Origin of the sequence: Mycobacterium sp. (assembly GCF_040509115.1) — a bacterium.
Taxonomy (GTDB): Bacteria; Actinomycetota; Actinomycetes; order Mycobacteriales; family Mycobacteriaceae; genus Mycobacterium.
The window spans coordinates 1-24,362 of the sequence record NZ_JBEVLO010000257.1 but is presented as its reverse complement, the minus strand read 5'-3'; the positions used below and the strand labels follow the sequence as shown (position 1 = coordinate 24,362).

General features: G+C 67.2%; 21 protein-coding genes and 1 pseudogene. 5 read left to right on the top strand and 17 right to left on the bottom strand.

All coding sequences use genetic code 11. From position 1 onward, the window contains the following. From ABW137_RS17480 to ABW137_RS17445, 8 genes are all read right to left on the bottom strand, one after another. Positions 1 to 1,014: amino acid permease (locus ABW137_RS17480; RefSeq protein ID WP_526402203.1), on the bottom strand; the 1,014-nt coding region annotated here is incomplete at its 3' end. Positions 1,015 to 1,129: 115 nt separating this feature from the next. Continuing rightward, positions 1,130 to 2,050 (bottom strand): LysR family transcriptional regulator, encoded by a 921-nt coding sequence (locus ABW137_RS17475; protein WP_526402201.1) that lies wholly within the window; start codon positions 2,048 to 2,050, stop codon positions 1,130 to 1,132. A 241-nt stretch (positions 2,051 to 2,291) separates the two neighbouring features. Further along, the gene (locus ABW137_RS17470; protein ID WP_526402199.1) at positions 2,292 to 5,045 is read right to left on the bottom strand and encodes a helix-turn-helix transcriptional regulator; all 2,754 of its coding nucleotides are present in this window, start codon (positions 5,043 to 5,045) and stop codon (positions 2,292 to 2,294) included. A 22-nt stretch (positions 5,046 to 5,067) separates the two neighbouring features. Next, positions 5,068 to 7,257 carry an acyl-CoA dehydrogenase family protein gene (locus ABW137_RS17465; RefSeq protein ID WP_526402197.1) on the bottom strand — a complete coding sequence of 730 codons (2,190 nt, stop codon included), beginning with the start codon at positions 7,255 to 7,257 and terminating at the stop codon, positions 5,068 to 5,070. A gap of 78 nt (positions 7,258 to 7,335) precedes the next feature. Continuing rightward, the gene (locus ABW137_RS17460; protein WP_526402195.1) at positions 7,336 to 8,298 is read right to left on the bottom strand and encodes a 2-hydroxyacid dehydrogenase; all 963 of its coding nucleotides are present in this window, start codon (positions 8,296 to 8,298) and stop codon (positions 7,336 to 7,338) included. Between the two features lie 21 nt (positions 8,299 to 8,319). Continuing rightward, positions 8,320 to 9,462, bottom strand: coding sequence for an alpha/beta hydrolase (locus ABW137_RS17455; protein ID WP_526402193.1), 1,143 nt, complete (start codon positions 9,460 to 9,462; stop codon positions 8,320 to 8,322). Continuing rightward, on the bottom strand, positions 9,459 to 10,094 hold the full coding sequence (locus ABW137_RS17450) for a TetR/AcrR family transcriptional regulator (protein WP_526402191.1): 636 nt from the start codon (positions 10,092 to 10,094) through the stop codon (positions 9,459 to 9,461). The genes ABW137_RS17455 and ABW137_RS17450 overlap by 4 nt, the downstream gene beginning before the upstream one ends. A gap of 314 nt (positions 10,095 to 10,408) precedes the next feature. After that, positions 10,409 to 11,029 carry a TetR/AcrR family transcriptional regulator gene (locus ABW137_RS17445; protein ID WP_526402189.1) on the bottom strand — a complete coding sequence of 207 codons (621 nt, stop codon included), beginning with the start codon at positions 11,027 to 11,029 and terminating at the stop codon, positions 10,409 to 10,411. An 87-nt stretch (positions 11,030 to 11,116) separates the two neighbouring features. Here ABW137_RS17445 and ABW137_RS17440 point away from each other — a divergent pair, with 87 nt between their 5' ends. The 3 genes from ABW137_RS17440 to ABW137_RS17430 all read left to right on the top strand — a co-directional run bounded on the left by ABW137_RS17440 (position 11,117) and on the right by ABW137_RS17430 (position 13,433). Then, the gene (locus ABW137_RS17440; protein WP_526402187.1) at positions 11,117 to 12,019 is read left to right on the top strand and encodes an oxygenase MpaB family protein; all 903 of its coding nucleotides are present in this window, start codon (positions 11,117 to 11,119) and stop codon (positions 12,017 to 12,019) included. Positions 12,020 to 12,071: 52 nt separating this feature from the next. Beyond that, positions 12,072 to 12,980 carry a class I SAM-dependent methyltransferase gene (locus ABW137_RS17435; protein ID WP_526402185.1) on the top strand — a complete coding sequence of 303 codons (909 nt, stop codon included), beginning with the start codon at positions 12,072 to 12,074 and terminating at the stop codon, positions 12,978 to 12,980. A gap of 153 nt (positions 12,981 to 13,133) precedes the next feature. After that, on the top strand, positions 13,134 to 13,433 hold the full coding sequence (locus tag ABW137_RS17430) for a hypothetical protein (protein WP_526402183.1): 300 nt from the start codon (positions 13,134 to 13,136) through the stop codon (positions 13,431 to 13,433). A gap of 7 nt (positions 13,434 to 13,440) precedes the next feature. Here the strand turns inward: ABW137_RS17430 and ABW137_RS17425 are convergent, their stop codons facing one another. Both ABW137_RS17425 and ABW137_RS17420 read right to left on the bottom strand, forming a co-directional pair. Continuing rightward, the gene (locus tag ABW137_RS17425; protein WP_526402182.1) at positions 13,441 to 14,652 is read right to left on the bottom strand and encodes an alpha/beta hydrolase family protein; all 1,212 of its coding nucleotides are present in this window, start codon (positions 14,650 to 14,652) and stop codon (positions 13,441 to 13,443) included. Positions 14,653 to 14,683: 31 nt separating this feature from the next. Next, positions 14,684 to 15,568, bottom strand: coding sequence for an amidohydrolase family protein (locus ABW137_RS17420; RefSeq protein ID WP_526402180.1), 885 nt, complete (start codon positions 15,566 to 15,568; stop codon positions 14,684 to 14,686). Between the two features lie 47 nt (positions 15,569 to 15,615). Here ABW137_RS17420 and ABW137_RS17415 point away from each other — a divergent pair, with 47 nt between their 5' ends. After that, a complete protein-coding gene (locus ABW137_RS17415) occupies positions 15,616 to 16,380 on the top strand; it encodes a trans-aconitate 2-methyltransferase (RefSeq protein ID WP_526402205.1) in 765 nt (254 codons plus the stop codon). 22 nt (positions 16,381 to 16,402) lie between these two features. Here ABW137_RS17415 and ABW137_RS17410 read toward each other — a convergent pair whose 3' ends face one another. The 5 genes from ABW137_RS17410 to ABW137_RS17390 all read right to left on the bottom strand — a co-directional run bounded on the left by ABW137_RS17410 (position 16,403) and on the right by ABW137_RS17390 (position 22,524). After that, positions 16,403 to 17,317 (bottom strand): LLM class F420-dependent oxidoreductase, encoded by a 915-nt coding sequence (locus tag ABW137_RS17410; RefSeq protein ID WP_526402178.1) that lies wholly within the window; start codon positions 17,315 to 17,317, stop codon positions 16,403 to 16,405. 90 nt (positions 17,318 to 17,407) lie between these two features. After that, a complete protein-coding gene (gene cysN, locus ABW137_RS17405; protein ID WP_526402176.1) occupies positions 17,408 to 19,366 on the bottom strand; it encodes a sulfate adenylyltransferase subunit CysN in 1,959 nt (652 codons plus the stop codon). After that, entirely contained in the window at positions 19,366 to 20,283 is a 918-nt protein-coding gene (cysD, locus tag ABW137_RS17400) for a sulfate adenylyltransferase subunit CysD (RefSeq protein WP_526402174.1), read from the bottom strand. The genes cysN and cysD overlap by 1 nt, the downstream gene beginning before the upstream one ends. After that, the gene (stf0, locus tag ABW137_RS17395; protein WP_526402172.1) at positions 20,280 to 21,080 is read right to left on the bottom strand and encodes a trehalose 2-sulfotransferase; all 801 of its coding nucleotides are present in this window, start codon (positions 21,078 to 21,080) and stop codon (positions 20,280 to 20,282) included. Before stf0 ends, cysD begins: the two co-directional genes overlap by 4 nt. A 76-nt stretch (positions 21,081 to 21,156) precedes the next feature. Further along, positions 21,157 to 22,524, bottom strand: coding sequence for a sulfatase family protein (locus ABW137_RS17390; RefSeq protein ID WP_526402170.1), 1,368 nt, complete (start codon positions 22,522 to 22,524; stop codon positions 21,157 to 21,159). Positions 22,525 to 22,917: 393 nt separating this feature from the next. Here ABW137_RS17390 and ABW137_RS17385 point away from each other — a divergent pair, with 393 nt between their 5' ends. Continuing rightward, positions 22,918 to 23,310, top strand: a complete 393-nt coding sequence (locus tag ABW137_RS17385; RefSeq protein ID WP_526402168.1) for a YchJ family metal-binding protein — start codon at positions 22,918 to 22,920, stop codon at positions 23,308 to 23,310. Positions 23,311 to 23,328: 18 nt separating this feature from the next. Here the strand turns inward: ABW137_RS17385 and ABW137_RS17380 are convergent, their stop codons facing one another. After that, positions 23,329 to 23,814 (bottom strand): hypothetical protein, encoded by a 486-nt coding sequence (locus tag ABW137_RS17380; protein WP_526402166.1) that lies wholly within the window; start codon positions 23,812 to 23,814, stop codon positions 23,329 to 23,331. Between the two features lie 44 nt (positions 23,815 to 23,858). Then, a pseudogene (locus tag ABW137_RS17375) lies at positions 23,859 to 24,362 on the bottom strand (hypothetical protein); the annotation flags it as partial.

Below are 24,362 nucleotides of genomic sequence, written 5' to 3'. Positions count from 1 at the left end.
CACCAGGATATTGGCCAGGATGCACGCCATCACGTTGGTGAGCGCCACGGCCACAACGATTTTCGTGATGATGGGGCCGACCTGCTGGTTGATGATCTCCTCGATCGGCGCCGCGGCGTTCGCCTCGACTGCTGCGGAGTCTTTGATCGCCAGCACGAAGACGACGTACATCAGAAACTCGATGACGATCGACGCCGTCAGCGCATAGAACATGGTGCGGGGGATGACGTGTCGGGCGTTCTTGGTCTCCTCGGCGACGTCGGCGCTGGCTTCCACGCCGATCAAGCCGAAGAACGGCCCGAGGGAGGCCGCCAGCCAGGCCAGGATGTACGGGGTGCTGCCGTCGGAGGTTCCGCCGGTGAATAGGACCGAGAACGGCTGGTGGTTCTCGGGGGCCGAGAAGGCGACGATCGCCACCAGGATCGTCGCACCGATGGTGATGACGAACTCCAGGCTGACGCCGATGTTGTTGACCATGGTGGCGAATCGCACGCCGTACATGTTGACGAGCATGCAGATCGCCATGACGCCGATGGCGACGAAGATCTGGACGGTCTGGCTCATGTCCCAACCGAACAGGCCACCGAGATAGCCGGAGAGGATGAATCCGACGCCGGTCATGCCGCAGATCCACCCGGCGAGCGCCATGACTCCGGTGAACCAGGCGAGCGTTGAGCCGTGGATCCGGCTGGTCCACTGGTAGGCGTAGCCGGCCAGCGGAATCTTCGCGGTGAGGTCGGCGGCGATGAAGACCCAGATGAGGAACACCGCGGCGGCGAGGAGGAGGGTCCACACGAAGGGCCCGCCCGCCGTGAAGTACCCCGCCCCGAAGCCGGTGAACACGGCAGTGGTGGCGCTGATGGTGGCGAAGCCGATCGCGAACGAGGCAAGCTTGCCGACCGAACGGTCCAGCTTTTGGGCGTAGCCGAATTCGGCGAGATGGGCGTCCTCGTCATTGAGGGTGGGCCGTGGTGAATCACTCGGTGGGGCGGGTACGCGTGTGGCGTCGGTCATGAGTCACTCCAGGTCATGCGGTTGGACTACTGGCTGATGACAGGAAAGCGCCACCGTCGCGCGTGCGGAAGTTGCAGGTTTTGATCTATTCATTACCTGCGGTTATGAGTGACTGTCAGGGTGGGTTCACCGGACTTTCCATGCCGTGCTCCTCGCCGAAGTTCCAGCGTTCCTGAACGTGTCTGACCAGCGCATCTGCCTGTGGCGACAGTGATCCCGGGTTCCACGCCAGGGCGGTGAAGCTCGGCGGGCGATCTGTGATGGGTACGTAAACGATTCCCGGTCGGTCGTAGAAGCGGGCCACTGATGACGACGTGAAGCTGATCCCGAGCCCGCGGGCGATCGACGTCGTCTCCGCCTCGTACGTCGCGGCGACGGCGGCGATGTTCGGCGGCCGGTTGCCGCGCGCGTCCATTGCGAGCCAGTAGTCACGCCACGGCCCCGCCGTGAGCGGGGCGCACACGATCGGGTCGTCGAGGAGTTCGGCGATGACCACCTCGCTGCGACCGGCCAGGCGGTGGTCACGCGGCAAGCACGCGACCCACGACTCGGAGTCGAGCATCAACATCCGGTGCCCGGGCAGGTCGACCGGAGGGCGGATCAGCGCGACGTCGGTCTTGCCGTCGCCGAGGCCGGCGGTGGGGTCGGCGAAGTCGAACTCGATGGGTTCGACCGTGACGTCGGGATAGGCCGACTCGAAGTGCCGGACGATCCGGAACAGCAGATCCGCACCGGTGCCGATCAGATAGCCAAGGCGCAGCACGCCCTTTCGCGTACCGGACAGCGTGACGAGGTTCTCGACGACGGCTTCCACGCCGCCGATGGCCTGCTGCACCTGCGGAAGCCATGCCGCCCCGAGATCGGTCAGGGCAACTTCCCTGGTGCTTCGGGTGAAGAGCTGCACGCCGAACTGATGCTCGAGCTGCTTGATGGCCGTCGACAGCGCGGGCTGCGTGATGAACAGGCGCTCGGCGGCGCGCCGGTAGTTGAGCTCCTCGCCGAGCACCACGAAGTAGCGCAGCTGACGCAGGGTCACGCCGTAGTCTCTGCCGCCTGAGTCCTTGCCGCCTGAGTCCCTGCCGCCTGAGTCCCTGCCGCTCGTGTCCTTGCCGCTCGTCGCCGACCTCCGTCCAGTACCCGCGAGGCGATGATATGCCCGGACGCACGCGCGCAGCCCGTCGGCGCTCATCCGCACGCGTCGCCGGGCGTCGAATTCTGCCGCCTGGTCGTGATTTTCGCGCAACCGCGACCGTGACGCAGCAGTCGGCGAGGTGGGACTAGCCCGAGCCTTCGCCGATCCGCCGACCGAGCTCGGCCCGCGACCGGATGCCGAGCTTCTGGTAGACCCTGGAGAGATTGGACTCGACCGTCTTCGGACTGATGAACAGCGCGGCGGCGACCTCGCGATTGGTCATGCCCGTCGCGGCGAGTTCGGCGACGCGTCGTTCGGACGGCGTCAGCTGCGACTCGCGTCGCGGACCCAGGTTTGCCCGCGTGAGCTGGTTGCGGGCGCGTTCGGCCCAAACCGCGGTGCCCAACTGCTCGAAGGTGGCCAGTGCCTGACCAACGGTGTTCGCCGCGGTGTCCTGGCGTCGCTGCCGACGCTGCAGCTGGCCGAGCAGCAGCTGTGTCCTCGCCCTCTCGAACGGCATGGGCACGCGGCCGTGCTGCGCCATCGCGGCCTCGGTCGCCTCGACCGCGGCGTCCAACTCGCCACGCGCGGCCAGCAGCATCCCTCGGCAACGCCCCCCGACGGCCAGCATCCACGCCCGGTCGAGCCGATTGCCGTTGCGGACGAGACGATGCACCCAGGGTTCGGCTTCCTCGAGCCGCCCCAGCTGAATCATCGACTCCACGGCGTCGGGCAGGAACCAGGCGGAGATGATCTCGGTGACGTCCGGTTGGGCTTCCAGGCGAAGCATCAGCGGGCGCAGCGTTTCCAGGGCCGTCGCGTAGTTCCCGAGGGAGACGTCGAGGAAGCCCAGCGCCATCACCGGCCACATGGACAGGTTGGCCGCACCCGATCGCGTGCCTGCCACTAGCGCATCCTCGGCGTCCCTGCGGGCCACCTCGACGTCGCCGACGTGCACTTCCACCATTGCCCGGGTGATCAGCGCGACGTAGCGGGGTACGTCGCCGCCGAGTTGCGGTGCCCGCTCCTCGGCGTCGTCGGCGGCGAGCGCCGCGGCCGCGAAGTCGGCACGCCAGATCGCGGTCAGCGCGCTGTGGAAGCTGACGAAGATCAGCTCACTCTCCTCGCCGTGCTCGAGGCAGTGCCTGCGGAGTTCGGCCATTTCGTGACCGGCCTGAACGAGCCGACCAGTCCACGCCGCCAACATCGCGCTCTGGGAGGTGGGCCGGATCGCGATCGGCACGCTGACCCGGTGGTCCTCGAGCTCCAACGCCCGATCCATTGCCACGCGGTCGAACCCGTGACCCGCCATGAAGCGCAGGGTCACCTGCATTCCGAGCGCCTGACTCAGCAGATGCGGCCTGCCGTGTTCGTCGGCAAGGGTGACCGCTTCGGCCACGCTCGCCATCGCTTCGGCGCCGCGATTCGAATTGATTTGTGCGAACGCGAGAATGATCAGCATCTCGACCCGCAGAGCCTTCGTGGGGTCGACGTCGGTCAGTTCGTTCTGCAGCAGATTCGCGGCGTCGGTGAAGCTGTCGTCGAACATCCGCACGATGCCGAGGAGGTACGTGGCCCTGGCACGCAGCATGCCAGCCGGGATGCCGTCGATCGTCTTCTCGAGGAGTAGTCGCGCCTGCTCGGAGTCGCCGGCATTGAAGTGGTAGCTGGCCAACCGGATTCGGCGTTCCGGCGTATCGTCGCCGAGCCTGATCGCCAGCCCCGTCAGCTCGGCGGCCGCCCCGGGAGCGCCCCTGCTGCGCGCCGCCTCCGCGGCCACGTCGAGCGCCATGAGGGTGGTCGGGTCGGCCTGCGTCGCGGCGAGGGCGAGATGGCGGGCCCGCAGCTCGGTCTCCTCGACGATCTCGGCGAGCCGCCGGTGCATCGCCCTTCGGTCGGCGGCGGAGGCACGGGAGTAGACCCCCCTCGCCAGCAGCGGATGGGCGAAGCGCACCCGAGGCCCTTCGAGAATGACGATGCCCTGTCGCTCAACGGCTTCCAACATGCACACCACGGTCGGCGAATCCTTGCCGAGTACCTGCGCCACGTCGTCGATGGTCGGTGATGCGAGGGACGCAACGGCGAGAAGCGCCTCCGCCGTCTCCAGGTCGACGGTTCCGACCCTGGACTCGACCAGTTCGGTCAGCGATCCGGGAAGCATTTCCGCGCTGTCGGGATTCTCGTGGATCGACCGCGCGAGTTCCAGTGCGTAGAAGGGGTTTCCGCCAGAGGTCTCGTGGATCTTGAGCATCGTCGGCCTTGCGAAGGACCGTCCGAGCCGCTCGGAGACCATGGCGTGCATTGCCGTACGGCTCATCGGGCGGAGGCCGACTCTCCGCAGTCGTTCCGGGCGGGGGAGGTGCAGCCAGTCCGCGGCGGACGTCTCCCGGTCGGTGCGCACCGCGCCGAGCACCCCTATCGGACCGACCATGCGGCGCGCGACGAAGGCGAGGACGTGGAGGCTGGAGGGGTCCACCCACTGCAGGTCGTCGACGGCGAGGAGCACGGGATCGTTCGCGGCGAGGGCTTGGATTACCGCCAGGAAGCCCGCCGCCACCGCGCGCCGGTCGGTCGCCACGCCGTCGTCCGAGTGCAGGAGTACCCGGTGCACGGCGTGGCGCTGCGGCTTGGGCAGCTCCGTCCACACGGAAGGATCGACGGAGCCGAGTAGGTCGGCGAGGGACGTGTAGGCCAGTACGGATTCGGTGGCCGCAGGCCGTGACGTCAGCACCGAGAAACCGCGCTCGCGGGCCTGGTCGATTGCGTCGAGCCACAGCGTGGTCTTGCCGATGCCCGCCTCGCCCTCGAAGATCAGCCCGGCGGGCGCGACCGTGGCCGCGTCGAGCAACTCCGACACGGCCTGCGATTCAACCGCGCGAGCAAATCGAGCAGCGGGCACACAGGAACGATCTCACATGGACTTACGGATCGCGCGGCAGCCCGAGCAATCGCTCGGCGATGATGTTCAGCTGCACTTCCGTCGTGCCGCCGTAGATCGTCGTCGCGCGACCGGCGAGCAGGTACTCCGCCCACTTGCCGGACAGCTGCTCGGGATCCCCGATTGCCGCGTCGGTGCCGAACGAGGACACCCCGAACTCGGCGTATCCCTGGCCCGTCTTCATGGACAGCAGCTTGGAGATCGCCGCGGCGGGCATCGGGTCGCCACCAGCCAGCGTCAGCAGCGTGGAGCGCATGTTGAGCAACTTGGCGGCGTGGCCCTCGGCAATCAGACGGCCCGCCTCGTTCTTCTCGATCTGGTCGAACTGGCCATCCTTCAGGAACTGGACGAACTGCTCGAGGCTGGCGAGGAACGGCGGCTCGCTGCTGCCGATCGACACCCGCTCGTTGGTCAGCGTGTTGCGGCTGACCTCCCAGCCGCGGTCGACCTCGCCGAGCACCATCTCGTCGGGTACGAAGACGTCGTCGATGTAGACGGTGTTGAACATCGCGTTGCCGGTCAGCTCGCGCAGCGGCTTCACTTCCACGCCTTCGGCGGCCATGTCGAGCAGGAAGTAGGTGATGCCCCCATGCTTGGGCGCCGACGGGTTGGTGCGGGCCAACAGTGCGCCCCACGCGGAGTACTGCGCGCCGGTGGTCCAGATCTTCTGACCGGTGATGCGCCACCCACCGTCGACCTTGGTGGCCTTGGTCGTCAGGCTGGCGAGGTCGGAGCCTGCCCCCGGCTCGGAGAACAGCTGGCACCAGATCATCTCGCCGCGGAACGTTGGCGGCAGGAAGCGCTGCTGCTGCTCGTCGGTGCCGTAGGCGACGATCGAGGGGATGATCCACGCCGCAATGCCCATCGCGGGCCGCTTCACCTGTCCGGTCGAGAACTCCTGGGCGATGATGATCTGTTCGATGGGCGCCGCCGCGCGGCCCCACGGCTTGGGCAGGTGCGGCTGCACCCAGCCGCCCTCGGCGATGGCGGTGTTGCGCTCCTCGCGCGGAATCGACTTCAGCGCAGCGACTTCCGCGCGGATTTCCTCGCGGAGCTTCTCGGTATCGGGATCGAGGTCGATGTCGATCGATCGCATGCCGGTGGTGGTCGCGACCTTGATGACCTGTTCCGGGTAGTCGGCGGCGCGGCCGAAGCAGGCGGCGAGCACGATCGCGCGGCGGTAGTAGACGCCCGCGTCGTGTTCCCAGGTGAAGCCGATGCCGCCGTGCACCTGGATGCAGTCCTGGGCGCAGTGCTGCGCGGCGACGGGGGCCAGCGTGCCCGCGACGGCGGCGGCGAATTCGTACGACGCCTCACGGTTGCCGCCTGCGAACTCGTCGATGGCGCGGGCGGCGTCCCACACGGCGGCGGTGGCGCGCTCGGTCTCGGCGATCATGTTGGCGCACTTGTGCTTGATGGCCTGGAATTGCCCGATCGGACGGCCGAACTGCTCACGAATCTTGGCGTATTCGGCGGCGCTGTCGGTGGCCCAGCGGGCGACGCCGACGCACTCGGCGGACAGGAGCGTCGACATGAGGGCGCGGGCTTGGGTCCGGCTGAGGTTGGACAGGACGCGGTCGTCGGCGACCTCGACGGCGTTGGCCCGCACGTGCGCCAGCGGGCGCAGCGGGTCGACGCTCTTGACGGGTTCGATCTCGACCTGGTCGGCGTCGAGGACCAGCCATTCCTCACCGCTGTCGATCGAGACCGGCAGCACAAGCAGTGAGGCCTGCGCGGCGGCGGGCACAGCACGGACCTCGCCGCGGATGACGAACCCACCGCCCTGCCGCGTTGCCGTCAACCCGGAGTCGATGGCGTAGGCGGCGATGGTCGCACCGGAGGCCAGTCCTTCGAGGAGCTTGTCCGCGGGGTCGTTCGCAGCGATCAGCGCGCTGGCGATCGCGGAGGGCACGAATGGACCGGGCACCGCGCCGTAGCCGAACTCGGCGAGCGCGATCGCCAGCTCCAGGATGCCGAAGCCCTGGCCACCGACGTCTTCGGACAGGTGGAGGCCCTGCAGGCCCTGTTCGGCGGCGGCCTTCCAGAACGGCGGCGGGTTGGGTATCGGCGTCTCCATGGCGTCGTGCAGCACCTCGGAGGGCGCGACGCGCTTGATCAGCTCCCGAACGGAATCAGCGAGGTCGTTGTGTTCGGAAAGGATTGCGATGGGCATGCCTGCTCCTTTGGGGGCGACCTTGTCTCAACCGGTGGGGTATCAACCGGTGGGTTGGGAACGAGGGTACCCGGGCCGTCATCGCCCGATGGGGTCAACCTCGTTTACCAGGTTCACCAGGTCCCTGCCGTCGCGCAGACGGGTGCAGTTGTCCACCGCCTCGGCGAGATAGCGCCGCATCGTGTCGACGGTGTACCAGGTGACGTGGGGTGTCACCACGACGTTGTCCAGAGCGAGGAGTGGATTGTCCGGCTCCACCGGTTCGACCGCGAACACGTCGAGTCCTGCGGCGGCGAGCCGGCCGCCGCGCAGCGCATCGACCAGCGCCCGCTCGTCGATGATCGGACCGCGCGAGGTATTGACCACCACCGCCTCGCGTTTCATCAGCGCCAGCCGGTCAGCGTCGAGCAGGGCCGACGTCTGAGGGGTCAGCGGCAGGTGCAGCGAGACGATGTCACTGTCGGCCAGCAGTTCGGGAAGCGGCCGCCAGCCGGGAGTGCCGTCGTCTCGTGTGCTGGTGTGCAACGTGGTGGCGCCCATGACGGTGACGATCGCCTCGACCCGCTTGGCGATGTTGCCGTATCCCACCAGGCCGACGGTGCAACCGCCGATGTCGCGCACCGTCTCGCCGAGGGTCGCGTCCAAGGGCCATCCCCTGCCCTCGCGGGTGGCCAGATTTAGCGCGGGCAGCCTGCGTAGCGCGGCGAGCATCAGCAGAACCGTGCCCTCGGCCACCGACGGCGCGTTGGCGCCTGGCATGTTCGCCACGCCGATGTTCAGCCGCGTGGCAGCCTCGACGTCGATGGTGTTGACGCCGGCCCCGAGCTTGTGGACCAGCTTGCAGCGCGTCGCGCGCTCGAGGTCCTCTGCGGTCAAGGGCCGCAGGACGTGCCAAATGGCCTCGGCGTGAGGGAGCTCCCGGTAGAACGTGTCGTCGTCGTCCGGCGCGGCGTAGCGGACGTCGAGCCAATCCGCTTGAGGAGCGAGAAGATCGACCACCTTGTCACCGGGAGTGAAATGGGCCAGCACTCGAAGCGTCACCGCTCCACGCTAGCTGGGCCGCTAGCGGAAGCGCTTGGCGATCCAGCGGGCGATGGCGTCGGCCTGCTCGCTGCGCGCTCCCGGTGTCGTGAAGTAGTGGTCGGAGTCGATCGAACACAGTGACTTGTCCGTGCTCGCCAGGGCGTCGTGGATGCGGCGGGCATCGGACGGGTACACGCCGGTGTCCTGCTCGGCGTTGATGATCAGGGCCGGACACTCGATGCGTGCGAGGTGGGGCTCCGCCCTGGTCTGCGCGGTACGAAGGCTCCACATCCCCAGCCAGCTGCGCAGCGTGCAGGCGGCGGCGATGCCGTGGGCAGACCGATTGGCTCTGGCAGGTATCCCGGCATAGCAGGTGTTGGGTGGGCGCCTCGTCGGTTCGAGGGTGGGATCGACCATGCGGGGATCGGCCCAGGTGCGCAGCACCGTGAAGGGACGATCCGAGAAGCCAGCCGCACGAACGCGTTTCAGCTCCTTCACGGCCCACGCGGTGATGGCATGGTTGCGGGCGACCTGCGCGGCCCGGTACCGCTCGACGAACTTCGGGGAGAACGGCGGACCGTTTCGGTCGGCGAACAGATCCAGCGCGGAATCGGTTGCCAGCGGGTCATTCTCGTTCACCACGGACGCGTCCATCCACGCCGTGAGGACGTCGGGCCGTCCCGGGTGCGCCGCGCTCGCCACGTAACCATCGGCAGGGGGCAGGTCACCGAGTCCGGTGGCGGGCCGCATCCCGTCCACGGGCACGACGTGGGGGTCGACGGCCTGAGCCTGGTAAGCGGCCATCAGTGAACCGCCACCCGAACTGCCAAGCAAGATCACCTTTTCGATGTGTTGGGTGTCCCGTAGCCATTGCACACCGACGGCAATGTCCACCAGCGCGTGATCGAGCAGAAAGCTGCTCTCGTAGCCACGGAAACGGGTGTTCCAGCCGAGGAAGCCGATCCCGCGGGTGGCCATGTAATCGGCGAGATAGTGCTCGGAGAAATCGACCTGATAGTGCGTGGCGATCATCGCCACCTTTGGTTTGCGGCCGACGCCGCGGTAGTAGATGCCCTGGCACGGATGGCCGCCGGACCCTGCTCGGCGAGCGGTGGGGGAGTCCACTCCGATGAACTCCCGCGTCACCCCCGGCGTCCCCAATCCCCCCAAGTTCTTCGTCATCCCCGTGCCGCCCCCTTGTCGTAGATCGTTCGGTAGCAGACGTTGGTCAGCGTGGTGATGCAGGCGTCGTCGTCTACCGAAGCGGCGGCGCCCCCAGCGCCGCTCAGTTGCACGTAGCAGAATTGGTTGAGCATCGACACCATCGCCACGGCGACGAGGTGCGGATCGTCGCTAATCGAAAATCCTTCGCGTTGAGCCTCTTTCACCATCGATGTGATCATCGCAGTCGGTGGCTCGCAGATGTCGGACCAGTACTTGGCGAAGTCGTCGTTGATCATCGCTAGCTGCGATACACCGATCATCTCGGCAAGTCGGTGTCGGTAGGAGTGCCAGTGTGCGGCGACCGCCCGGTGGACCCGCTCGCGGCTGTCGAGGTCGGGCGCGGTGGCCGACGTGGTGCGTTCGCGGGCCTCGTCGCGGAAGTGGACGGCCCACTGCCGGACCATGGCCTCCTTCGAGTCGTAGTAGTTGTAGAACGACGCCGTCGACTTGCCTGCCTCCGCCGCGATGTCGGCGACAGTGGTGGCCAGAATCCCCTTGCGCGCGACCACTGTTCGCGCTGCGGCGTCGAGGGCGGCCTGAGTCTGCCTACCCCGAAGGGTGGGTAACCGTTCGGTCGGGGCGACCATCACTGGCGACCCCCTCTCCTCGGCGTCGACTGGGTACCGTCTCGTCGAGGATCGACCGGGTTCTCGACGGGCAGGCTGCACACTCGACGGTCCAATCGCATCATTGATACGACCTGATTCTGATGTTAGATTCAGTTGTTGATCTTGACCAGACCCCGGACCTTCGTGACGGCAAATGGCCGTCCCGGGGTGTACGTCCGCTCATTTGACGTCCGGGACCCGGTCGAGTTCTCCTGCTGGCAAAGGGAATTCACCGAGAGCGGCACGGTGACGGTGCCACCGACGACGGCCGGGGGCGCTGGTCACCGGGTGACGTATTAGCGCTGCCGTAGTTCGCGAACCGCCATCTCGTCGACCAGCCGGGCCAGTCGATCGATCAGCTGGCCCTGGTCCAGGAGGATGGCGCCGGACACCCACGCGCTGATGGTCTGGCCGACCCCACCGACGACGAAGTGGGCGACGGCCTTGACCCCCTCGTCTTCGGGCAGCTGATAGGCGGTGCTCACGTGCTGGCCGCCCAGCAGGGCGAAGAAGCCGCCGAGCTCGGCCCGCCTCCGTGCGAGCACCGGATGGGAGAGTTGCGGGTTGAACAGCAGCCTTCCGACTCTGGCGTCGCCGGCGATGGTGCGAACCAGGTTGGCGATTCCCGCGCGGTTCTGCTCCGCACGCGGTGCTGCTGCGACGGCGGCCTGAGTGGTTGCGGCGATGTCGGCGATGACCCGGTCGAACACGGCGGCGACCAGTTGGTCCTTGTCGGTGAAACTCTCGTAGAAGTACCGCGCCGAGGTGCCGGCGGCGGCGCAGATGGCGCGCACGGTGAGCTCGGGCGGGTCGTCGGCGCCGCCCAGCAAATCGAGGCCGGCGTCGAGCAACCGGCGTCGACGCTCCGAGATGCGATCCCGCGCGTCGACGCCACCGTAGGGCCGCTGCTGTGCCATGCCCACGATCTTGACACCCGTCAGGTACACGGGGCAATATCTGGAAACACGCGTTCGCACATTTGCGGGCCGGGAGGGGAAGAGGCCATGGAGGTCAGCGACAGTCTCGTCGAGCGGCCGATCAGTGCGCCTGCCGCCACGGCCGGCCCGCGGCGGCCACTCAAACGCCGCGCGGGACCCACGATCGACGAGGGTCTGCTCGGCGTGGGCCTGCTGCTAGGTCCGGCAAACGTGATCATGCAACTGGCCAGGCCGGGCGTCGGTTACGGCGTGCTGGAGAGCCGGGTCGAGAGCGGTCGCGTCGACCGGCATCCGATCAAACGCGCCCGCACCACCTTTACCTATCTGGCCGTCGCGGGCAGTGGCAGTGACGCCCAGAAGGCTGCGTTCCGGCGGGCGGTGAACCGGGCCCACGCGCAGGTGTACTCCACGGATGAGAGCCCGGTGAAGTACCACGCATTCGACAAGAACTTGCAGCTCTGGGTCGCCGCGTGCCTGTACAAGGGCGCCGTCGACTCCTATCGCACGTTCGTCGGCGAGATGGACGACGAGACCGCCGACCGGCACTACGCCGAGGGCATCTCGCTGGGCACCACCCTGCAGGTGCCGCCGGAGATGTGGCCCGCCGACCGGGCGGCGTTCGACGTGTACTGGCAGCGCTCGCTCGACGAGGTGCACATCGACGACACCGTCCGCGAGTATTTGCTTCCCATCGCGGCGAGCCGGATCCGCGGTGTGCGACTGCCGGGCCCGCTGCAACGTTGGCACGAGGACTTCGCCCTGTTGATCACCACCGGCTTTCTGCCGCAACGTTTCCGCGACGAGATGCGGTTGCCGTGGGACGCCAGGCGCCAGCGTCGGTTCGACCGCCTGATGACCGTGCTGCGAACGGGGACCCACCTGTCGCCCCGCGTCGTTCGGCAATTCCCGTTCAACGTGCTGCTCAAGGATCTCGACTGGCGGATCAGGACCGGCAGGCCGCTGGTGTAACGAGCGACGTGAGCGTCTTTGGCTGCCAGGATTCGAGCGTATGGTCGGGCGCGTGAGAACCGATGGCGATACCTGGGACATCACCACGAGTGTCGGGTCGACGGCATTGTTCGTCGCCGCCGCAAGGGCATTGGAGGCGCAGAAGGCTGAGCCGCTCGCGCTGGATCCCTACGCCGAGGTGTTCTGCCGGGCCGTGGGCGGCGAGTGGGCCGACGTGCTCGACGGCACGGCCTCCGGCAGTCACGGCGCGCAACTGCTCGAGACCAGTTTCGGCGGGCACTTCGTGTCCTTTCAGGGCGCGCGCACCAAGTACTTCGACACGTACTTCGCCAAGGCCGTCGCCGCGGGTGTCCGTCAGATCGTCATCGCCGCAGCGGGTCTGGACTCACGGGCCTACCGCTTGCCGTGGCCGGACGGCACGGTCGTCTTCGAGCTCGACCAGCCGAAGGTGCTGGAATTCAAGCGAGCCGCGCTGGCCGAGCTGGGGGATGCGCCGACGGCCGATCGCCGCGAGGTGGCCGTCGATCTGCGCGACGACTGGCCCCATGCGCTGGGCGACGCCGGGTTCGACCCTGCGGCGCCGACCGCGTGGATCGTCGAGGGCCTGCTCATCTACCTGCCCGCCGACGCACAGGAGCAGCTGTTCGCGGGCATCGACGCTCTGTCCAGCCCGGGCAGCTGGATCGCGGTCGAGGAGGGCAGACCCATGCCGCAGGCCGTCTTCGAGGCCCGGCGGCAAGAGGAGCGCGACGCAGGCAACGACGGAACGTTCTTCACCCTGGTCTACAACGAGCAGATCGCTCCGGCCGACGAGTGGTTCGGTGCGCGGGGCTGGAAGGCGACGCCAACCCGGCTGACGGACTATCTGGACTCCGTCGGCAGGCCCATCCCCGCGGACGATCCGGAAGCCGGTCCGATGGCGGCGGCGAACAGCCTGGTGTGTGCCACCAAGCTCCACTAGTCGGCGTCACCCAGCCAGACCGACCCCTGCGAGCCCCTCGGGTGGACCGGCGCGAAACGTGGCGTTACCCACGATTTCAGCGATCGTGCGTCAAATCGCGCGCCGGTTGGTTTACTCGGACCGGAGATCCGGCGCCGTACCGATGGGAGACAGATGACACACACCCGAGCCACCGTTCGAATCCTGCGAATGGCCGCAGCAGCAGTCGCGTCCGCGGGACTGGCAGTGTCGCTCGCCGCCTGCGGTGGTGGCGGTTCGGAGTCGCCGTCGACCAGTGAGACCCCGACGACGACCACCGCGACAACCACGACGGAGGCTCCTGCCACTTCGGCGCCCGAGCCCGCGCCGACGGAGAAGAGCATCAACCCCACCGGAGGAAACCTCTTCACACCGCCCGTCACGGCACCGGGCGCGCCGACGGCCATCCCAGGGAACCGGGACAACACCGGATAGACGCGGATCAGGACAGCATGAACGGCCGCAGGAAGCGGGTCATCCGGCGGAGGTAGTCGGGCTGGCTGACGTGCAGCACGTGGTTGCCGGGAAACCAGTGGAACGCGCACCGATCCCAGTGCTTCCAGAGCAACTCGGCCTGCTCGGGTGGCGCCAGGCGGTCGCCGAGACCCGCGATGATGAGTCGACGATCCTTGGCGACGAGCGGCGGGTAGTTCAGCGGGGAGTGGTACATCGACGCGGCCGCCGACAGCTCGCGGTCGGTGCCCGTCACGCGGTTGCCCAGCTTGACGAGAAGGTTGGCCGGAAACCAGTCGTCGAACGCCGACTCGGGGGTCACCACGGGGACGTTGGGAATGACGGCCTGGATGCGGTCGTCGACACTTGCGATCAGCGCCGAGGTATAGCCGCCGAGCGACATCCCGGTCAGCGCGATCCGGTCGACGCCCGTGTACTCGAGATAGTCGACCACCGAGCGGAAGTCGTGCACCGCCTGCGCCATCGACTCGGCGAAACCGGACAGGCCGTCCGCGAAGTACCCGTAACCGCTGTAGGGCGACCGTCTTTCGGCCCGCTGACCGTGAAAGGGCAACGTGTACAACAGAACGTCGTAACCCGAGCGGTAGAACCACGGCAACGAGAAGAACAAGCCGTTGAACAAATACGCCGAACCCATGAAGCCGTGGATCAGACACAGCGTGGGATGCGGTCCGTCGTCGTGCTGCCAGTGCTGGGCGTGCACGACGTTGTTGCGGGCGTACCCGCGGCGGCGTTCCCGCATGGCCGGGTTGACCGCCTCGAAGCTGCTAGTGAACCGGATGTTCGTGACCCGACCGTGTGCGGTCCATTCCGCGACCGGGTTGGCTGGGCGCGATGCGACGCGGGGTGGTTCCCTCGGGGCGGGAAAGGACGTTTCCGGGTCCTTGGCCGCGGCGAGCTCGGCGTAGAACCGCAGGGCTTCGCGTTCGGCGCGGAAGTGGTTGCGGCGCAACGCCGCACCTGCGACCCGAGGTAGCATGGCCGCTCCGACGAGTGAGGCGATCGCCGTGCGCAAACCCAGATCGGCGACGGCCGAGGAGTCGACGACGAGCTTCTGCTGCAGTGTGAGATCGACCCGTCTCGGTAGGCCGCGGGCGGTCGCGTCGGCGCCTGCCACGTCGGGGATCGGAAGGGGTGGATCCACGGGTTCGGCGGCGGTCCCCGCCTGCGAATCGGCCACGCGCGATGCTATCCCGGCCGTCGAGGTCGGGTCAGGCGATCGGCAGCTCGAACAGTCGGGCGGCGTTGTCGTGGAACACGCCGCGCAGCCACTCCTCGTCGACGCCGTCCAGCGCGGTCAGCACCTGGAGGGCTTCGACGTAGCCGTACGGGATGTTGGGGAAGTCGCTGCCGAACAGGATGCGGTCACCGACCGCGCGCAGCCTACCCAGGTCGCTTCTCGGGAACGGCATGAGCTCCTCGACGAACGGGGTGAATACCATCGTCGTATCCAACCTGACCTCGGAATGGCGGTCGCAGAGATCGAGGAAGTCGCCATACTCGGGCATCCCCAGATGGGCGATGACGAGACGCAAGCGCGGGTAGCGGGCCAGCACGGCTCCAATCGGCCCGGGTCCCGTGTGCGGACCCGGTTGCGGACCTGACCCGCAGTGGATGACGACGGGTGTCCCGGCGTCCTCCAGCACCCCCCACACCCCGTCGAGCAGGGGATCCGTCGGGTCGTAACCACCCACCTGGACGTGCGCCTTGAACACGCGGGCACCACCGTCGATGGCCGCGGCGACGTACGCCTCGGCACCGCGTTCCGGGAAGAACGTGGCGGTGGCAAGGCAGTCCGGAGTCGCCGCCGCGAATTGCGCCGACCACTGGTTCAGCCACGATGCCATGTCGGGCTTGTGGGCATAGACCAGCGACGTGAAGGCGCGTACCCCGAAGGAGCGCAGCGTGTCGAGCCGGGCCTCCTCATCGCTGCGGTAGGCGATCGGCCAGACGCGCCCCACGAGGGGTCCGGCGGCATCGAAGTACTGCCACACCTTGTCCATCACGCTTTTCGGCATGAAGTGGGTGTGGACGTCGACGATGCCGGGCAACCCCAGCGATTCCCAGATTGCCCGTACGGCAGTTGACTCGTCCATCATCAGACAGGATGGCATTACCGCACGAGAGGAGTACCACCAAGGTGGTGTGGAACCCCGATGTCTACCTGGCCTTCGCGGATCATCGCGGCAGGCCCTTCTATGACCTCCTGTCCCGGGTCGGTGCGGAGTCACCGCGCCGCGTCGTCGACCTCGGCTGCGGGCCCGGGAACCTCACGGTCACCCTGGCCGATCGCTGGCCCGACGCCGTCATCGAAGCCGTCGACAGCTCGCCGGAGATGGTGGCCGCCGCCCGTGAACGCGGTCTGGAGGCCAGCGTCGGCGAGCTCGAGGCATGGACGCCGCAACCGGACACCGACGTCGTGCTGAGCAACGCTGCCCTGCAGTGGGTGCCCTCGCACCGCGAGCTGATGGTGCGCTGGGCCGGTGAGCTGCCGGTCGGGGCCTGGATCGCCGTGCAGGTTCCCGGGAACTTCGACGCTCCGTCGCATGCGGCGGTGTGGGAGCTGGCAGGCAGCCCGAAGTGGCTCGACGCGCTGCGCGACATCCCCTTCCGGGGCGGCAAGGTGACGGACTCCGCCGCCGAGTACGCGGCGTTGCTCACCGACGCGGGCTGCGCCGTCGACACCTGGGAGACCACTTACGTCCACGAACTCACCGGCGAGCATCCGGTGCTGGACTGGATCACCGGCACTGCCCTCACCCCGGTGAAATCCGCGCTCAGTGAAGAGGATTGGCAGCAGTTCCGACGTGAGCTCATTCCCATGCTCGACGACAGGTATCCGGCCAGATCGGACGGACGCACGTTCTTTCCGTTCCGCAGGATCTTCGTGGTCGCGCAGGTGGGCTAGCAGCCGACGGGTCAGGCAGTCCCTACGGCAGCACTGGTTTTAGGGCCTCCGCCACCGCTGCGACGGCACCGGGCGTGTAGCTCGGCATGTTGAAGATGATGCCGTCGATGCCAGCATCGAACACCTTGGTCTTGATCTGGTCGGCGACGGCCTCGGGGGTGCCGATCACGGCGCGCTGACGCCGTGCCTCGGGGACCTGGTCAAGGGTCGCCTTCTCGTCGACGACCACCGTGACGAGCATGCTGGTCTCCAGCGTGGCCGGATCCCGTCCGATGTCCTCGCAGCGCTCCCTGACCGCCTTGACCTTGGCCGGGATCTCGTCGAAGCCGGCGATGACGTTGAGATGGTCGAAGTGCTTGACCGCCAACGGAATGGTCTTTTTCTCGCCGCTGCCGCCGATCATCAACGGAATGTGGTCGCGGAAGCGGGGTTCGGCCATCGCCTCCTGGGTGCGGTAGTACTTGCCGGAGAAGGTCGGTCGCTCGCCCTTGATCATCGGCAGGATGATCTCGAGGGCCTCGTTGAGCTTGTTGAATCGGTCGGTGAAGGTGCCGAACTCGTACCCGAGCTGATCGTGCTCGAGCTCGTACCAGCCGGTGCCGATGCCCAGGATCGCGCGGCCCTGACTGATCACGTCGAGCGTGGTGATCGCCTTCGCAAGCAGCGTGGGATTGCGATACGTATTGCCGGTGACCAACGTGCCGAGTTGCACGTTCTGGGTGACGGAGGCAAGGGCGCCCAGCGCCGTATAGGCCTCCAGCATCGGTTGATCGGGCGTGCCGAGGCCGGGTAGTTGGTAGAAGTGATCCATCAGGAAGACGGCATCGTAACCGGCGTCGTCGGCTTCGCGGGCCTGGGCCACGACGGTCGGAAAGAGGTTCTCGACACCGGTGCCGTAGGAGAAGTTCGGAATCTGGTAGCCAAGTTTGAGGGTCACGACATCGACCCTAACCAACGGACCTGGCAGCGGGGAATGGTATTTCGCCGAGTGCGAAGTGGGAATAGACGTGGGCGGTTCTGGCGACGACTACCCGCCGTCGCGCTTGGCTCGGAGCACCTCGAGCACCCGTTCCACCAGTTCGTCGATGTCGGCCCCCGTGGTGTCCAGCGCCAGGTCCGGATTCTCCGGAGCCTCATACGGGGCGTCGACACCGGTGAGGCCCTTGAGCTCGCCGGACCTGGCCTTCGCGTAGAGGCCCTTGGGGTCGCGCTTCTCGCACTCCTCGACGGACGTGCAGATGTACACCTCGATGAACGGCAGCTTGGCTGCGTCGTTGAGTGCACGGGCGATGTCCCGGTCGGACTTCAACGGCGACACCAGCGAGGCCAGTGCCACCACACCGGCGTCGGCGAACAGGCGCGTGAGATGCCCGACGCGCCTGATGTTCTCGGCCCGATCACCGGCGGAGAAGCCGAGGTCGTCGGAAAGGCCGTGCCGAATGTTGTCACCATCGAGGAGATAGGCCACGTCACCCGATTCGACGAGTGCCCGTTCCACCGCAACGGCCAACGTCGACTTGCCCGACGCGGGCAGGCCGGTGAACCAGATGGTCGCACCCCGTTGGCTGGTGGCAGACCAGCGGTGCTCGCGATCCAGTGACGAAGGGTGCCAGCGGATGTCGTTGCGGGTCTGCGCGCCCGGTTTCACCTCGCGCGGCTCGATGATGGTGCCGGCGCCGATGGTCTCGTTGGACGTCTCGTCGATCAGGATGAAGGCGCCGCTGTCCCGGTTGTCGCTATAGGAATCGGCGATCACCACCGAGCTGGTGCGCAGCGTCACCTCACCGATGTCGTTGAGCGACAATTCAACCGGATTGTCGAGTTCGTCGAGCGTCTCCGGATCCAGTCGGGTGTGGAGGGCCTGAACCGTGGCGCGCACCGTCTTGGACGTCTGCTTGAGGGCGATCCGGTCGCCCGCCCGCAGTGGTGTCTCGGCGAACCAGCAGACCGTCGCGTCGAGCTCGCGGGCGAGCACCGGCAGCGACGCATCGTCGGAGCCGCTGACGAACACGTCGCCGCGGCCGACGTCGATGTCGTCGGCAAGCTCGAGCGAAACCGACAGTGGTGCAACGGCGGTACTGCGTGAATCGTCCAGGGTGTCGACGGCGGTGACGGTGGAGCGGGTGCCCGCAGGCAGGGACACCACCGAGTCGCCGACGCTGACGGTGCCCGCTGCGAGTCGACCCGTGTAGCGGCGACGCTGTTCGGTGGTGGGTCGCGAGACCCACTGGATGGGCAGCCGCAGCTTGGCGGCCTCGGGCTGCGGTGCCGAGAGTTCGATGCTCTCCAGGTATTCCAGCAGCGTGGGGCCGGTGTACCAGTCGGTGTTCTCGGAACGGTGGACGACGTTGTCGCCCAGCTTGGCGGCGATGGGGATCACGGACAGCTCGGCGCCCCCGAGGCGAGCGGCCATCTGCTGCAGCTCCGCGGCGACCTCGTCGAACCGACCCTGGTCGAAGTCGACGAGGTCGATCTTGTTCACGGTCGCCACGAAGTGCTTGATGCCCAACAGCTTTGCGATGCGCGCATGGCGGCGGGTCTGACGCAAGACCCCGGCGCGAGCATCGACGAGCAGGATGGCGACGTGTGCGTTGGAGGCGCCGGTGAACATGTTGCGGGTGTACCGCTCGTGACCTGGGGTGTCGGCCAGGATGTAGCTGCGGTTCTCGGTGGAGAAGAACCGGTAGGCCACGTCGATCGTGATGCCCTGCTCGCGTTCGGCCCTCAGCCCGTCCGACAGCGCGGCCAGGTCGGCGATGCCCTCCTCGTCGGTGACGGCCTCGAGATGGTCCAGCGGCAGGCTGTCGGTGTCGTGCATGAGCCTGCCGATCAGCGTGCTCTTGCCGTCGTCGACCGATCCCGCGGTGGCGATCCGCAGCAGTTGGCGGGTCTTGCTCGCCCCTCCCGTCGCTTCGCTCGCCCCTGGATCAATTCCCGTCGCTTCGCTCGCCCCTGGATCAATTCCCGTCGCTTCGCTCGCCCCCATCAGAAGTAGCCTTCCCGCTTGCGGTCTTCCATCGCCGCGACCGACGTACGGTCATCGGCTCGGGTCTCGCCTCGTTCGGATACCGTCGCCGCCGAGATCTCCGTGATGACGCCGGCGATGTCGGTGGCGTGCGAGCGGACCGCGCCGGTGATGGTCAGGTCGCCGACCGTGCGGTAGCGGACCCACTCCACGGCCGAGGTCTCGTCACCCGTCGGTTGCACGTACTGCGAGACGGCCAGCAGAATGCCATCCCTTGCCAGCACCTCGCGCTCGTGGGCGAAGTAGATCGACGGCAATTCCAGGTTCTCCAGTTCGATGTAGCGCCAGATGTCCAACTCGGTCCAATTGGACAGCGGGAAGACGCGCACCTGTTCGCCCTTCTTGATCCGCCCGTTGTACAGCGACCAGGGTTCCGGGCGTTGCGCCCGCGGGTCCCACTGGCCGAACTCGTCGCGGAAACTCAGAATGCGTTCCTTGGCCCTGGCTCGTTCCTCGTCGCGGCGGGCGCCGCCGAAGGCTGCGTCGAATCCCCCCGCCTCCAGAGCGTCGAGCAGCGTGCGGGTCTGCTGCCGGTTGCGGGAGGCGCCGGGCCCCGGGTCGGGGACTCGGCCCGAGTCGATCGACTCCTGCACCGAGCCGACGATCAGCCGATGACCGTGCTCGCCGAGGCGGCGGTCGCGGAACTCGATCACTTCGTCGAAGTTGTGCCCGGTGTCGACGTGCAGCACGGGAAAGGGCAGGGGGAATGGCCGAAACGCCTTCTCCGCCAACCGAAGCAACACGATCGAGTCCTTGCCTGCGGAGAACAGCAGCACGGGTCGCTGCAGTTCGGCGACCACCTCGCGGATGATGTGCACCGACTCGGCCTCGAGGAGGCGCAACTCGTCGACCTGGGTGTCGTTGGCCACGGTCGTCACAGCGGCAGCCCTTCCTTCTCGGCGTCGGCTTTGTAGCGGTCTACCCACTCGTCCGAGCGGCTATCGGCCTGTCGTTCCAGGACCGGTGCGGGAGCCAGCCTCGGATCGAGGCCGAGCGCCTCGAGGACGGTGCCGACCACCTCGGTGAGGTTTCGCCACAGCACCGGGTAGGACACGTCGATGGGGTCGACTCGTTCCTCGGCGAACCAGGCGCGCCACGCCTCCTCCTGGGCCTTGAGCATCGTGACGACGTGGGCGATGGCGCCCGCGTGGTACTCCGCACGGGCATCCCGCACGGGGTCGGGACGGCCCCGCCACACCCTGGTCTGCACGGCGCGCCAGAACGACACCGCTTGGGACACCACGTCGGGCCGGTACACGTGGATCAACACCGGATCGGAGCCGACGACGTCGCGGATCCCGGCGAGCAGCCCAGTGCCAGAGCGGTCGGGAAGTCCTTCGGCACGCTGCATCAGCAGCGGGGTCTGGTTCCACATCAGCTTGCCGCCCCACACTCCGTTCGGGGTGCGACCAACCGTGCGGATGTAGTCGCGCCAGATCTCCGGCGGCGCAAGGTCGGGCTTACCCTCGTCGAGCGGATCCAGTAGTCGCAGGATCGACTCGTCGCCGGTGTCCGCGAACCATTCCCGCGGCTGAGGTGACTGACTCGTGGTCGGCAGGTATTGGAAGAACTCCTGCGGCTCACCGGCCACCCCCGTCGCACGGAGCGACTCGACGAGCAACGTGCTGCCGCTACGCTGCGAGGCAAGCACCAGATACGCGGTCGGGGTGGACATGGCGTGAGCCTAACCGGATGCAAATGGCGTCGCCTATTCGCCGGCTAGGCCATCATTCGAATCGTCACGAGCAAAATCATTGTGCCGACCGAATCTCGTCACCGATCCCGCGTTCGGATGCCATCGCCGATCGGCTCGGCAATTGTATTCCATTGATGTGCATGTACGTTTCGGTGTACCTGGCTGAAATGCGGGTTCCCGCGAATTCGGACGGAATGACGTCCCTGGTCTTCTCCCGCCAATCGTTGAGCAGCAGCGCCATCTCACTGGCGGTGGCCTCCGCGTCGTCGCTCACCGCGCCGGTCAGGAGGTTGTCCTGCTCGGTGGGGTCGGTGCGCAGATCGTAGAGCTCACGACTGGGCCGGGGCGCTGCGCTCAGCGGAGCGACGGCTCTGCCTGGCGCGCTCTGTTCGATGTCGAGCGGTAGATCGAGAAGTGGACGCTGAGCGTAGTTTTCGATGTAGCTGAAGTCCTTGGTTCTGATCGCCCGGATCGGATCGAAGGAATCGTGATACGTCTTCGTCGTGTAGACCTCGCCACGGATCGGTGCCTCTTCGGCGAGACCGTCGAGCACGTTCGGTGCGTGTGAAAGTCCTTCGACGTCACCGGGTATCGGCACGCCGAGCACCCCGAGCAAGGTGGGAAGCAGGTCGACGCCGCTGAACAGGTCGTCGTAGACCCGACCGATCGTGCCGAACCGCGTTGGAGGACGCACGATGAGCGCGATTCCGGTACCCGCGTCGTACAGCGTCGACTTGGCTCGCGGCAGCGCAGGGCCATGATCGGTGACGAAGACCACCCAGGTGCTCTCGTCGAGTCCCGTCTCGGCGAGGGTGTCCAGCAGCCGACCGACGGCGGCGTCGGCCACCGATATCGAACCGTAGAAGTCGGCCAGATCCTCGCGCACGTCCTGGAGGTCGGGCAGGTAGTCGGGCAACTCGACGGCGTTCGCGTCGGCGGGTTGGTAGCGGTCGTGTGGATAGGGGCGGTGCGTCTCGAAGAAGCCCGCGGTCAGAAGGAATGGCTTCTCGGGCGGGTGCTCCAGCCAGTGGATGGCCCGGTCGACGACGTACTCACAGAACGAGTTGGACACGTCGTACTCGTCGAATCCGAGGCGGCTCGGGAACGACGTCTCGTGTTGCATGCCGAACAAGGCGGTGTGCCAACCTGATTCGGACAGCAGCTGGGGGAGTGTCCGCACCCCCGCCCGGTACTCCCAGCCGTGATGGGCGAGCCCGACGAGCCCGTTGCTCTGCGGGTAGCGACCCGTGAACAGGGAGCCTCGCGACGGTGAGCACAGCGGGGCGGTGGCATGCGCACGGGTGAAGAGGATGCCGTCGGAGGCCAGCTGGTCGAGTCGGGGGCTTGACACGTCGGGGTGACCGTAGGCGCCGAGGTATCTGCCGAGATCGTGCCAGTGCACGAGGAGCACGTTGTCCGTCATCAGGGATATACGGAACAGGTTCTTCGCTCAATCGGCAAGCGTTGGAGTCGCGCGTGGCGGATTTGGGCTCGTTTCTCCGTGTTCGAGGAATCGCTGAGTCGCAGGTGGGCGGCGTGTGGTCCCGTAGCATCACGGCTCGTGGCGGGCTCCTTGCCAGCGGATTTGGTCACGGAAACGCGCCGCACCCTCGATGCGGCGCGTCGATGCGGGGGGCGACGCGGGCGGTCTGCGCTCCGAGCTCGCCGCGTTGCAGAAGGACCACTCCGGAAAGCAGTCCGTGCCAACCTAAGTCGACCCGGCTCCGCCGCAGTCTTCTGGCCTGTGCCAGCCATGCCTTTACCCATGCCTTCACGAAGTGGCTGAGCACCCGCCCGGCGTGACAGGCTGGTTGCCGTGAGCGATGCCTTCGGCCGTCCGTGCCCCTGCGGCAGCGGCTCCGGCTACAACGTCTGCTGCGCACCCCTGCATCACGGTGAGCGGCATGCCGCGACGGCCGAGGAACTGATGAGGTCGCGGTACTCGGCCTACGCGTGCGGTGAGCCGGACTACCTGTTTCGGACGTGGCACCCGCGCACCCGGCCCAGCCCCGTGAACGTCGACCCTGGCATCGTGTGGCAGTCCCTCGACGTGACGGACACGGTGGCGGGCGGCGTGGACGACGAGCACGGGGAAGTGGAGTTCACCGCCAGGTTCGAGAATGCGGGACATCCGGGTGCGCTGAAGGAGCGCAGCCGCTTCCAGCGCCGCGGCGGCCGCTGGGTGTACGTCGACGACGTCGGCGAATAGGGCACGCGCGGGACCTGCCTACTTGCGCTGCGGTACCCCGCAGACGGAGTAGACGAACTTGGGCGGGACGTCGAAGCTGAACGTCCGGCGAGGCAGCCGCGCCAGCAGCTCGTCGGACAGTTCGGTCTTGTAGTGCAGTGACACCGAGCCGGAGAACGTCGGATCGACGACGGAGAGATCAGACCCGCTGAGCGTCAGTCCCGAGTCGTCGAGGGTGGCCTGCACCATCGTGCCGTCCTTGGCGTCCCAGCGGTGGTCGACGGATCGGCCGGCCTTCTTCGGGACCGACGACAGCGTGGCCAGCACCCGCTGATTGGTGATCGCCAAGGCCCCGACGTAGCTGCTCAGATTCCCCTTGGCGGTCTTGCCGGGGACGGTGCCCGAGAAGCGGTACGTCACCGGCACGAACTCGGCCAGGTGAAGCACGCCCTCGGCCTCGACCTCGGCCCGCATGTCGTCGGGCAGCTCGCCGATGCCGAGCCATTTGCGCAAGAAGACGGGCATAGCCGCAGACGATATCGGCTATGCCCGTCCCTTCACGCTCAGTTCTACGTTTGCGCGGGAAGCACTTCTTCACCGGTCTTGTCGGTGGACAGGCACAGCGAGCAGATGTAGCCATCGACGCTCGCCGACTTGATCATGTCCGGCCGCTCGTACTCGTGGTGGCAGACGTGGCACCGCAGGTGCGCATCGGACGGGTTGCCGTGCTCGTCGAGCATCGGCAGGTCGATGCCGTCGTCGGTGCGGCGCAGGTAGTACTTGCCCTTGGTGGCGACCGCGATGATCGGCGGAAGCACCAGCGCGAGGCCGATGGCCACCAGCGGTGAGTACGGACGGATGGCCGCACCGAGTCCACCGAAGAAGGCGATCACGGACACGCCTGCCGCGATCAGCATCGAACCGAAGCCGACCGGGTTGAAGTTGTACAGCATGCCGCGCCGGAACTCCGGCTGCATCGGCGAGAGCTTCAACAGGTACTTGTTGAACACGATGTCCGAGGCGACCACCACGACCCAGGCCATGCCGCAGTTGGCGTAGAAGCCGAGGATCGT